Origin of the sequence: Vibrio hyugaensis (assembly GCF_002906655.1) — a bacterium.
GTDB lineage: Bacteria > Pseudomonadota > Gammaproteobacteria > Enterobacterales > Vibrionaceae > Vibrio > Vibrio hyugaensis.
The window spans coordinates 1,839,024-1,851,115 of the sequence record NZ_CP025795.1; the positions used below are offsets into that span (position 1 = coordinate 1,839,024).

At 45.6% G+C, this 12,092-nt stretch carries 8 protein-coding genes; 4 read left to right on the forward strand and 4 right to left on the reverse strand.

From position 1 onward, the window contains the following. Window positions 1–114: 114 nt before the first annotated feature. Window positions 115–2,475 carry a Lon protease family protein gene (locus C1S74_RS25180; protein WP_045398707.1) on the reverse strand — a complete coding sequence of 787 codons (2,361 nt, stop codon included), beginning with the start codon at window positions 2,473–2,475 and terminating at the stop codon, window positions 115–117. 198 nt (window positions 2,476–2,673) lie between these two features. On the opposite strand from C1S74_RS25180, the gene C1S74_RS25185 reads away from it, so the two are divergent. Then, window positions 2,674–3,171 carry a hypothetical protein gene (locus C1S74_RS25185; protein ID WP_045398709.1) on the forward strand — a complete coding sequence of 166 codons (498 nt, stop codon included), beginning with the start codon at window positions 2,674–2,676 and terminating at the stop codon, window positions 3,169–3,171. 80 nt (window positions 3,172–3,251) lie between these two features. After that, entirely contained in the window at window positions 3,252–4,883 is a 1,632-nt protein-coding gene (locus C1S74_RS25190) for an ABC transporter ATP-binding protein (protein ID WP_045398711.1), read from the forward strand. 220 nt (window positions 4,884–5,103) lie between these two features. On the opposite strand, the gene C1S74_RS25195 is transcribed toward C1S74_RS25190, so the two are convergent. Both C1S74_RS25195 and C1S74_RS25200 read right to left on the reverse strand, forming a co-directional pair. Beyond that, complete coding sequence (locus tag C1S74_RS25195) at window positions 5,104–7,143, reverse strand: prolyl oligopeptidase family serine peptidase (protein ID WP_045398713.1); 2,040 nt, start codon at window positions 7,141–7,143, stop codon at window positions 5,104–5,106. 137 nt (window positions 7,144–7,280) lie between these two features. Beyond that, a complete protein-coding gene (locus C1S74_RS25200) occupies window positions 7,281–8,180 on the reverse strand; it encodes a LysR family transcriptional regulator (RefSeq protein WP_038868452.1) in 900 nt (299 codons plus the stop codon). A gap of 156 nt (window positions 8,181–8,336) precedes the next feature. On the opposite strand from C1S74_RS25200, the gene C1S74_RS25205 reads away from it, so the two are divergent. Then, on the forward strand, window positions 8,337–10,028 hold the full coding sequence (locus C1S74_RS25205) for an L-lactate permease (protein ID WP_045398716.1): 1,692 nt from the start codon (window positions 8,337–8,339) through the stop codon (window positions 10,026–10,028). Between the two features lie 289 nt (window positions 10,029–10,317). After that, window positions 10,318–11,457: an FMN-dependent L-lactate dehydrogenase LldD gene (gene lldD / locus C1S74_RS25210; RefSeq protein ID WP_045398717.1), complete on the forward strand. Its 1,140-nt coding sequence runs from the start codon at window positions 10,318–10,320 to the stop codon at window positions 11,455–11,457. Between the two features lie 71 nt (window positions 11,458–11,528). Here lldD and C1S74_RS25215 read toward each other — a convergent pair whose 3' ends face one another. After that, on the reverse strand, window positions 11,529–11,876 hold the full coding sequence (locus tag C1S74_RS25215; protein ID WP_045398719.1) for a helix-turn-helix domain-containing protein: 348 nt from the start codon (window positions 11,874–11,876) through the stop codon (window positions 11,529–11,531). Window positions 11,877–12,092: the final 216 nt, after the last annotated feature.

The window sequence follows — 12,092 nt, forward strand, 5'->3', positions numbered from 1 at the left end:
CATCAATTTCATAACGTTAACGACAATATCCCGTCAAGAGTGACGGGATATTGTCGTTATTACAAGTTATGACAATTTGTACGCTTTTTTATCAGTTTTTGTGTTAAAAGATGCTTATTTTCTAAGCGCATTCAGCTTAGCTTGAGCCAAACCAAAGATGGTGTCGATTGGGTAGGTTCCTTCGTCAGTTGCTTCACCAGCAGCTTTACCTGTGAATAGCTCTATTGCTTCCGTTACATGGTCGATAGCCCAAATGTGGAAATCCCCCTTCTCTACTGCTTTTACAATGTCTGGACGAAGCATAAGGTTGTGCACATTAGAACGCGGAATGATCACTCCTTGCCCATCGTGACGACCTTTGATGACACATACATCGTAGAAGCCTTCGATCTTTTCGTTCACACCACCGATAGGCTGCGACTCACCAAACTGGTTCATGGACCCCGTAATCGCAATATCCTGGCGGTTTGGTTGCTTCGAGAACGCAGAAACGACAGCACAGAACTCAGCCATACTCGCACTGTCTCCGTCCACACCACCATACGATTGTTCGAAGGTGATGGTGGTTGTTAGTGGAACACGAGCGGTTTTGCCAAATACAGAAGATAAGTAAGCCGACAGAATCATCACACCTTTAGAGTGGATACTGCCACCCAAATCAACGCTGCGCTCGATATCAATCACATCACCGTCACCGAAACACGTCGTTGCCGTAATTCGGTTTGGCGCACCAAACATGTGATCACTGGTACTTAATACAGAGAGCGCATTCACTTGGCCCACAGCCATGCCTTCGGTGCGAATCAAGGTAGTACCATTGACGAAGGTTTCCATCACGCTATCTTGTAAGCGACTCACACGCATTTCCTGATTGCTCAGCGCCTCTTCCACGTGTCCGATGCGAATCATGTTCGAGTTCGCTTGGCGAGCCACGTAATTAGATTCACGCAGCAAGTTGGCAATATTCGCAGAGTGCAGTGACAGTTTCGTTTGGTCACCTGATAAGCGAGAACTGTATTCGATAATGCGTGCAATGGCTTTCTTATCACAATGCAACATGTTGTTGTCGTTCACGACGCTTGAGATAAAACGCGCGTACTGCAGCTCTGAGTCAGGTGTACGCTTCATCTCATCTTCAAAGTCTGCTGTTACTCTAAACAACTCACCAAACTCCGGATCATAATGCTGGAGCAACTGGTAAGTGCGGTAATCACCAAACAGGATTATCTTTATATCAAGAGGGATCGGTTCTGGATCGAGAGACACCGCACCAGTTAGCGTTACCTCTTTCTCTAACGAGGTAAAACTTAACTGACGCGAACGCAACGCTCGTTTGAGACCATCCCAGACATAAGGCTGTTCTAGTACTTTTTGTGCATCCATCAAAAGAACGCCACCGTTGGCTTTATGTAGACTGCCCGCTCGAATTAACGAGAAATCAGTAAATACTGTGCCTTTGAAGGTTGCGGTTTCAATCGAGCCAAACAGAGAGTGATAGTTCGGGTTTTCTTCCACCACAATTGGAAATTCACACTTGCTGCGATTGACCAACACATTCACTTTGTAGCGACGTGGTAACTTCTTATCTAAAGAAGCTGTGGCAATCTCACCTTGCTCTCCACTCTGCTCCAAGAAAATATCAGCATTTTCAACGATGTCTTTTTGCAGATCAGTGAGATACGTTTTGATCTCAGAGTATTCAGCATAATCCACTTTCAACTGTTTGATGAAGTGTGTAATTACATCCAGCGTGACATCATCATTGAGCTTTTTGATCTTTTCACTGAACGACTCTTCCCACTCGGTCAGCTCACGAATCATGTTACGTAGACTGACTTCTAGTTCATCAATGCTACTGGAGAAGTATTCTTGCTCTTTCTTACTCAGCGCATCAAACGTCTCTTCGGTATGCAGCTCTTCGCCATCCATTGCGACGAACTGGTAATCACCTTGAGTCGTTATCGTTAAGCTAATGCCTTTTTCTTTTGCTTCTTTACTGATGCTGTCCAATTCAAGCTGTTGCTTGTTTGCTAATTGGTTTTTCAGACGATCAGCACGGCTGTAATACATCTCGTTATCGAATGCTAAAGGCAGTGCGTTCAGCAACTTACCCATCAACTTTTCAATATCAGCTTTCAGTTTGTTACCGATACCGCAAGGTAACTTGAGGACTTTGGGAACACGTGTGTCTTCAAAGTTCGCCACGTAGCACCAATCAAACAGTGCCGCTTCATCATGTTGATGACGATTTAAATAGCGCAGAATCATGGTGCGCTTGCCAAGACCATTCTGACCAATAGCGTAGATGTTGTACCCTTTCTCCTTGATTGACATCGCGAACTCGACCGCCTTTTGAGCGCGCTCTTGTCCAACGATTTCATCAATCGGAGGCAATTCCTTGGTCGACTTACATGGCATATTCTCTAGATCCGCTACAGAATACAGCTGTTTAGGTTCCAATCTTTGTACTGCCATACTCGCCTCCTTTTTCTTATTGTCGTTACCTCAGTGTAGAGATTATTTGTTTAAAATTAAGTGATTTATCTTCCACACCAGTTCGTTTGGACACTTTACGAGCAGTCACGCAGCAATAAAAATGAAAACAAGTCGCACTTGCAATTGATAATAATTTTCATTTAATATCTCTTCAAATCGAATTTTGCGGAGATGAACATGAATATTGAGCAATGCTGGATGCGTTATTTGAAAGCAGAGCAATTGATGGAGCAAGGACATTGGCCTGAAGCTCACCGTCTATATGAAGACGTGCTCAATCATCTACCTAACCATATTCAATCCGCACTCGACAATGAACAAACCAAACCGTGTCAGTTCGTTTGTTTGATAAGCGGTTTGCGTGATGCAAGCGTCGCGCAATCAGAGATTCTAAACAAACTGGGCTTGCATCAAGAAGCGTTCGCTGCACTCAATCAATCCTATGCTCTATTTCAGTTCTTACAGCTCGAAAGCCATGAGCTAATTGGCCGTGTCAGCCAATTGCTTAGTAAACAAAGCGAAGACTTGTTAGCGCACATGGCCGCATTCTGCTCTGCACAGCGCAATGCACAATGGATGATTGAGTTAGACCATGTCACACGAGCTCATGAGCAGTTCTTATATTTACAAGCGATGACCTCAGCAGAAGCGGGAGCGTCTCAGCTATATAACTAAACCGTACCGCATAATTAAAGCCGCACTGCATGAACAGCAAGTAAGGCAATACATAACAACTCGATACACAAGGAAACGTGATGTCCGCACAAACCATTCTTTCGGTGAAAAACCTGTCTGTCAGCTTTACGACAAACGATGGTATCGTCGATGCAGTAAAGAATGTGAGCTTCGACTTACAAGCAGGAGAAACACTGTCTATCGTTGGCGAATCAGGCTCAGGCAAATCTGTCTCAACCAATGCGTTGATGAGATTGCTACCAGATAATGCCATTTTGCATAATGACGCTTCTATCGTCTTTGAAGGCAAATCCATACTCGATAAGACAGAACGCCAAATGCAAAGCATCCGAGGCGATCGCATTGGTATGATTTTCCAAGAGCCAATGACGTCTCTGAACCCATACATGCGCGTAGGTATTCAAGTGGCAGAAGCCATCATGTGCCATCGCCCTGTGAGTAAAAAACAAGCGAAGCAAAGAGTTCTCGAGTTGTTTGATTTGGTGCACTTGCCAAATCCACAACAAGCCTATGAGAAATACCCTCATGAATTTTCCGGTGGTCAGTTACAACGCATTATGATTGCGATGGCTCTGATCAACGAACCAGATATCTTGATTGCTGACGAACCAACAACAGCGCTGGACGTTACCGTTCAAGCTGAAGTTCTATATCTGATTAAAGAAATCCAATCCAAGATGGGCATGGCCATTTTATTCATCACTCACGACTTAGGCGTAGTGAAACACTTTGCAGACCGAGTCTTAGTCATGTGTAAAGGTGAAGTGGTAGAAGAAGGCATCACAGAAGCACTCTTCTCTGATCCACAACATGATTACACCAAGATGCTGATCAACTCGATTCCAAAAGGCAGTAAAGACCCAATTGAAGACAGCGCAAGAGAACTGCTAAAAGCCGACGATATTCGTGTGAAGTTCTTAACTAAGTCGCATTTTATCGCCAGCAAAAACGAATACTTCGAAGCCGTCAAAGGCATTTCGCTGTCCCTAAAACAAGGTGAAACGCTGGGTATCGTTGGTGAGTCTGGTTCGGGTAAATCGACCTTAGGTCGCGCACTCATTGGCTTGCTTCCTTCGACTGGCAAGATTCAGTTCAAAGGTCAGGATCTTTCTCTATTAGCTGATAAAGAACGTTTTGAATTGAAAAAAGATGTACAAATGGTGTTCCAAGATCCATATGGTTCACTTTCTCCTCGTATGACCGTCGGTGACATCATTACCGAGGGTTTGACGGTCCACCAGCCTCAAATGAGTAAAGTGGAACGCACGCAGAAAGCACGTGATGTACTTCGAGAAGTACGTTTAGATCCTGCATCTATCAACCGTTACCCGCATGAGTTCTCTGGTGGTCAGCGTCAACGTATTGCGATTGCACGTGCGTTAATTCTTGAGCCGTCTTTCATTTTACTTGATGAGCCAACATCCGCCTTAGACCGTTCTGTTCAATTGACCGTGATTGACCTACTGAAAGATCTACAGAAAAAACACAACATTGGTTATCTGTTTATCAGCCATGACCTTTCTGTGGTTAAAGCACTGTCTGATCGTGTTTTGGTCATGCAAAAGGGTGAGGTTATGGAGCAAGGTACAGCAGAAGATATTTTCCACAACCCACAAAGTGATTACACAAGAAAACTGATTGATGCCTCATTTGATCTTGAAAACAATGAAAATCAGAATGATGCTGCTTAGATTCATCACAGTTTCATATTCATAAACTAGGATTAAAGTATGGCGAATCTTTCGCCATAACTACGAAAATGGTATAGCTGCCATTCGGTTTGGCCGCCGAGACTGGTTGGTTCAAAGTTAGGCTTAGTCACCCTAATTGATATATTGAGTTCCCCCAACCATGAAAAATGCCGCGATGGATGTCGCGGCATTTTTTATTGTATCGAGTCGGTGAGTCGTACTAAATATCGAGTGTTTCAATGCCCATGTTATACAACGCGAACGCGTAAACATCGGTGGTCAAGTCAATTTGTTTACGTAGCGGCATACCCGCACCATGACCTGCATCCACATCAATACGAATCAGCACCGGATTGTCTCCCTGATGCTTATCTTGCAGCTCTGCAATGAACTTGTATGAGTGAGCGGGAACGACTCGGTCATCATGATCCGCGGTCGTTACGAGCGTTGCTGGGTACGCTACGCCCTCTTTCACATTATGCACAGGCGAATAGTCTAGGATGTATTTAAACATCGCTTCACTTTGCTCAGAGGTACCAAAATCGTACTTCCAGCCTTCACCAGAGGTAAAAGTGTGATAACGAAGCATGTCCAGCACACCAACGGCAGGAATCGCAACTTTAAACAGTTCCGGACGTTGAGTCATACACGCACCAACTAGCAATCCGCCATTTGAGCCACCACGAATCGCAAGGCGCTCTGAGCTGGTATAATCGTGCTCAATCAGGTATTCCGCCGCGGCAATAAAGTCATCAAATACGTTTTGCTTTTGTTGCTGAGTACCTGCATTGTGCCAAGCTTTGCCGTATTCACCGCCACCACGCATGTTTGCCACCGCGTAGATACCACCCAGTTCTAACCAGTTGGCGACATTTCCTGAGAACATCGGCGTCAAACTGATATTGAAACCACCATAGCCATACAGCATGGTTGGCGCTGTACCATCTAGCTTCGTGCCTTTCTTATACGAGATAATCATCGGCACTTTCGTCCCGTCTTTCGAGGTGTAGAACACTTGCTGAGATTCGTATTCTTTACGGTCGAACGGTGCTTTCGATTCTTGATAAAGCGCAGACTCGCCACTTTCTACATCAAAAGAGAAAATGGTTGGTGGCGTCACGTAATTGGTAAAAGAGTAGTAAAGTGTCTTATCTTCTGCTTTCCCTTGCAGACCATACACAGTGCCTTGGTCAGGTAAAGTAACGTCACGCACTAACTCACCTTGATAAGTAAACTGCTGAACGTTAGACAAAACATCGACCATGTAAGTCGCGAATAAATAACCACCGCCTTTGCTGATATCAAGCGGCTGCTCTTGCTCGGCGATGATCTCGTTCCATTGCTGGGTTTGAGTGTTGTAGCCAACCACTTTGCCGTTAGGCGCATCTAGGTTGGTGTAGAAGATAAGGGTATCACCTTGGTTATCAATCAGATGTGTATCACCATCGGTTGTATCTCGAAGTGTGATAACGTCTTGTTCTTCTGAAGCCAGATCGACATAAAACATTCGGTTACCCGACGTAGATTCTGCACCTGTAATAATAAGGAAGCGATCATCTTTGGTTGTCACACCAGAAACATAGCGATGCTTTTGTGAGTCCGATGCCCCAAAGACGACTTTATCTTCTGTCTGCGGCGTGCCTAACGCATGGTAGTAAAGCTTGTGCTGCTCAGTACGCGCCGAAAGCTCACTGCCCTTTGGTTTGTCATAGCTCGCGTAGTAAAAGCCTTTATTACCAAGCCAAGAAATTGTCGTGAACTTAGCGTCGACAATTTCAGGCTCAAGCTGCTCTTTCGTTTCCACATCAATGACAAAAATCTTGCGCCAATCGCTGCCACCCTCAGAAATGGAATACGCAACAAGCGTATCGTCTTTAGAGAATTTCACTTCACCAAGCGACGTTGTCCCTTCTTCTGAAAACGTATTTGGATCTAGGAAGACTTCCGCCTCTTCATCCCCTTTTCGACGGTATAAAACACTCTGGTTCTGCAAACCATCATTTTTATAGAAGTAGGTATATTCACCGTGAACAAAGGGTTGAGAGTACTTTTCGTAGTTCTGACTGTTCGCCACTAAATCACGAATTTGTTGGCGAAAAGGAATCTGACCTAGGTAATCAAAGGTCACTGAGTTTTGTCCTGAAACCCACTCTGCGGTTTCTTGGCTAAGGTCATCCTCTAACCAGCGATATGGGTCTGCAATGTCGTGACCAAAATAAGTGTCGACGACAGAATCTTTACGAGTTTTTGGGTAATGCATAACGTCCGTGTTACTCCGTTTGAAGTTAAGTGTTTTGTTTTATTATTTTTTTGAGATTTACTCTCAATACCTACCTTAGGGTTCAAATACCGAATTTCAACCAATAGATTGAAACATTTCTCGTATTTATGAACCAATTAAAAGTAATGCGAAATAGTGAGGTATCGTTCTCGAATGTGCTCAATCAAGAGTTTTACTTTGTTCGGTGGTTGACGAGTAAATGGATAAACTGCGTAGATACCCAGCTTTTTACCGACTAATTCAGGGAAAATATCCACCAGCTCACCACTGCGAATGTCGTGATAAACCAAGCAACGTGGTACGTAGGCGATACCATGCCCACCTAAGGCTGCTTTTCTTAGTGCAGTAGCGTTATCCGTAGAAAAGCTACCCGACACTTTGACGATGTAGTCACCCTGTTTACCTTTGAACTGCCAATCGGTAGCACCGGTAGTTTGATAGGCGTATTGCAAACAGTTGTGTGCGGTTAGGTCGATAGGCTCAATCGGTTTGCCATTCTTGGCGATGTAAGAGGGCGAGGCACAAACCACCCATTGCGAGTCCAAAATATGTCGCGCAATCAGGCTAGAATCTTCGAGATAACCAGTGCGAATCACTAAGTCATATCCACACTCCACCAAATCCACAAAACGATTATCCAATGACATGTCGACCGTTAAGCCAGGGTGCATATTACAAAACTCAGCGACAGCGTCCGCCAAAATCAAATCACCCGAGATAGTCGGTACCGACATTTTGATATGACCACTAACATTCTCACCAAAGCCTGAAACTGCATCCATAGCCTCTTGAGTGGCTTGCTTCACATTTTTAGCACTGTGTAACAAAACCTTTCCTGCTTCAGTCAGCGTCAATTTACGTGTTGTTCGATATAATAGCTGAGCACCAATTTCTTCCTCTAGACGAGCAATCCTCTTACTAACTACTGAATTTGTAAGGTTATTTTCTTCCGCCACCTTACTAAAGCTGCCCATTTCTATCACCTGAGAAAACAGGATTAGGTCATCTGCACGCATCGATTATGTCACTTTTGGAATAAATTAATTTCATTATTTCCCTATATCTATAAAAAATAAAGGGGTAAATTCACGCCAAATTAACAAAACCATTACAACAAAAATCATCTCTACAGCATAAAGCCGTTCGAGAAGTCAGCGTACGAGGATGTACCAATGAGTGAAACCCTACTTGCCCTTGTGGCGTTTTCGCCAATTGTTGTCGCCGCCATATTGTTGGTTGGTCTCAACTGGCCTGCGAAAAAAGCCATGCCCGTTGCGTTCGGAATAACCGTCGCTATCGCCCTAATGTTTTGGGATATGTCAGCGACTCGCGTACTGGCGTCTGTCTTCCAAGGATTAGGTATTACTGTCTCTGTTCTATGGATCGTGTTTGGTGCCATCTTCTTGCTCAACACTTTAAAACACACTGGCGCGATCACCACTATTCGCAATGGGTTTACTGATATTTCAGCCGATCGTCGCGTACAAGCCATCATCATTGCTTGGTGTTTTGGCTCCTTTATTGAAGGCGCATCTGGCTTCGGTACCCCTGCCGCTATCGCCGCTCCGCTACTGGTTGCTATCGGTTTTCCTGCACTTGCTGCTGTACTTATGGGCATGATGATCCAATCAACGCCAGTATCGTTCGGTGCGGTTGGTACACCAATCATCGTCGGCGTGAACAAAGGTTTAGATACGCACAATATCGGTGAAGCGCTAATTGCTCATGGCTCAACATGGGACGCGTACCTACAACAAATCACCGCGAGCGTAGCAATGATTCACGCAACGGTTGGCACCATGATTCCAGTACTCATGGCAATGATGTTGACGCGCTTCTTCGGTAAGAACAAGAGCTGGAGCGAAGGTCTAGACATTCTGCCGTTCGCGTTATTTGCAGGCGTAGCCTTTACCGTTCCTTACGCACTTACTGGCGTGTTCCTAGGCGCAGAGTTCCCATCACTGATTGGTGGTCTAGTTGGTCTAGCCATTGTGGTTACTGCGGCGAAAAAAGGCTTCCTAGTACCAAAAACCAAATGGGACTTCGAGAGCGAAGATAAGTGGCCAGCAGAATGGCTAGGTTCTCTAAAGATCAATCTTAATGACAACCCTGGCAAGCCAATGAGCCTAACAAAGGCTTGGGCACCATACGTGATGCTAGCGGTTATCCTAGTGGCAAGCCGCGTAAGCCCTGAGCTCAAAGGCCTGCTTAAGAGCGTAAGCCTATCGTTTAGCAATATTCTTGGCGAAACGGGTATTAGCACGGCAATTCAACCTTTCTACCTTCCGGGTGGCATCTTAGTCTTCGTAGCGTTACTTGCGGTTCTTCTGCAAGGTGGTGGAGCTAAGTCACTAGGCAAAGCGTTTGGCGAATCAAGCAAGACACTAATCGGTGCAGGTTTCGTTCTTGTGTTCACCATCCCTATGGTTCGTATCTTTATTAACTCAGGTGTCAACGGCGCCGAGCTAGCAAGTATGCCTGTAACGACGGCGAACTTTGCAGCAGACCTCGTTGGCTCAGCATTCCCGGCGTTGAGCGCTACCGTTGGTGCCCTTGGTGCATTCATCGCCGGCTCTAATACCGTGTCGAACATGATGTTCAGCCAGTTCCAGTTCGAAGTAGCGCAGACACTGACTATCTCAAGTGCCATTGTGGTTGCCCTTCAAGCGGTTGGCGCTGCTGCCGGTAACATGATTGCCATCCATAACGTAGTGGCGGCCTCTGCAACGGTTGGTCTGCTAGGACGAGAAGGTGCAACACTGCGTAAAACCATCATCCCAACATTCTACTACCTTGTTGTGACAGGCATCATCGGTTTGATTCTGATTTACGGATTCCAACTGACCGACGCCTTAATGAAGTAACACTTACGCAGGGTTTCCCCGCCCTGCACTTTCTCTGGCACAGCGGTCAGCACTACTACCCCGACATTTTTGGTGTGGCTTGCTGCATCAATCCCCCGACCGGTGTGCCAGTCTTTTTCAGTACAGATAAGTGATTGTTCCGTGTATGGAATGCCTCACAGCTCAATCACTTATCTATACTCTATTCTGATGTCGACTGCCGAAAGGATGGCAGCCAGTGAAACACTGACAGAGCAGGTGCTCATTGACTCAGGACGCAATCTTAGAATAACAGCCAGGACACACGAATATGATTATCTCTGCTTCTACAGATTACCGCGCTGCTGCGAAAGCCAAGCTGCCTCCATTCCTTTTCCATTACATTGATGGCGGTTCATACGACGAGCGCACATTAAAGCGCAACACCGATGACTTAGGTGACGTTGCACTGCGTCAGCGTGTTCTGCGTGATATGAGCGATCTAAGCCTAGAAACAGAAATCTTCGGCGAGAAGTTGGCAATGCCAATCGCTCTAGCTCCTGTTGGCCTGACCGGCATGTACGCGCGACGTGGTGAGGTTCAAGCAGCAAAAGCGGCAGAAAAGAAAGGCATTCCTTTCACCATGTCGACCGTATCCGTTTGTCCAATTGAAGAAGTGGCACCTGCGATTGAGCGCCCAATGTGGTTCCAACTGTATGTTCTAAAAGACCGTGGTTTTATGAAGAACGTATTGGAACGCGCAAAAGCAGCAGGCGTGACGACACTGGTCTTCACTGTGGATATGCCCGTTCCTGGCGCACGATACCGTGACATGCACTCTGGCATGAGTGGCCCAAATGCAGCCATGCGCCGTGTATTCCAATCTATGCTTCATCCAAGCTGGGCTCTTGATGTTGGTGTATTAGGCAAGCCACACGACTTAGGTAATATCTCCACTTACCGTGGCGAACCGACGAAACTGGAAGATTACATTGGCTGGCTAGGTGCAAACTTCGATCCTTCGATCTCTTGGAAAGATCTCGAGTGGATTCGAGATTTTTGGGATGGCCCAATGGTCATCAAGGGCATTCTGGATGAGGAAGACGCGAAAGACGCCGTTCGTTTCGGTGCCGATGGTATTGTAGTGTCTAACCACGGTGGTCGTCAGCTTGATGGTGTGCTTTCAACAGCCAAAGCACTGCCAAGCATCGCTGATGCAGTTAAAGGTGACCTGAAGATTTTTGTCGATTCAGGTATCCGTACCGGCCTGGATGTGGTTCGTATGTTGGCGCTTGGTGCAGACTGTACTCTGCTTGGTCGCTCTTTTGTTTACGCGCTCGCAGCACAAGGTGGTACTGGTGTTGAGAACTTGCTCGACCTTTATGACAAAGAAATGCGCGTAGCAATGACGCTAACGGGAGCGAAGACTATTGCGGACCTATCGCGTGATTCTTTGGTTAAGATGGCATAGACACAAAAACGCTCTACCCATTAATACAAAAGCGAGCTCAATGAGCTCGCTTTTGCGTTTAGGAATTCGAATTAGCGGACGTGATGTTCGTACTCAATCACAACTTGATTACCTTCAATAAAAACATTGCAGATATCGCCATCGACAGTCACTCGATTTTGCAGGTAAACCGAGCCCGAACCTGATACATCGCGCTCTGTCATTGATGGGATGACTTGACCAGGGCGAACATGTAATTGCTCGCATAGTTGTTTAACAAACCCTAATGTTAACGGAGCATTGCCGCGTAACAGAGAAGAGAATTCATGCAGACTTAAACCTAGACGTTTTGCCATCTCCATTTGGGTAAGGTGCATTTTTGCTTTTTGCGACATCCAAATGTCGTAGAGCGCATTTCTATCTAGCTCTGTGAATTCCATGATTCATCTCCGTATATCAAAGTAACCATAAAGTCTCATATTTGAGCTTGATAAATGTTAGCGATGAGTCAAAGAACCTACAATTGACGGTTCGAATGATAGCGGTTCTCTTTCAAACTTCGAGTTTCATCACACCTGATAAAGGGAATAACACATCAATTACATTTAGCATTAGGATTCATGCCCTTGTAATTACATATAAGTCATTAATGCAAC

Coding starts and splice junctions, on each gene's coding strand:
- C1S74_RS25180 (WP_045398707.1), bottom strand. CDS start 2,475: ATGGCAGTACAAAGATTGGAACCTAAACAGCTGTATTCTGTAGCGGAT.
- C1S74_RS25215 (WP_045398719.1), bottom strand. CDS start 11,876: ATGGAATTCACAGAGCTAGATAGAAATGCGCTCTACGACATTTGGATG.
- C1S74_RS25190 (WP_045398711.1), top strand. CDS start 3,252: ATGTCCGCACAAACCATTCTTTCGGTGAAAAACCTGTCTGTCAGCTTT.
- C1S74_RS25185 (WP_045398709.1), top strand. CDS start 2,674: ATGAATATTGAGCAATGCTGGATGCGTTATTTGAAAGCAGAGCAATTG.
- C1S74_RS25195 (WP_045398713.1), bottom strand. CDS start 7,143: ATGCATTACCCAAAAACTCGTAAAGATTCTGTCGTCGACACTTATTTT.
- lldD (WP_045398717.1), top strand. CDS start 10,318: ATGATTATCTCTGCTTCTACAGATTACCGCGCTGCTGCGAAAGCCAAG.
- C1S74_RS25205 (WP_045398716.1), top strand. CDS start 8,337: ATGAGTGAAACCCTACTTGCCCTTGTGGCGTTTTCGCCAATTGTTGTC.
- C1S74_RS25200 (WP_038868452.1), bottom strand. CDS start 8,180: ATGCGTGCAGATGACCTAATCCTGTTTTCTCAGGTGATAGAAATGGGC.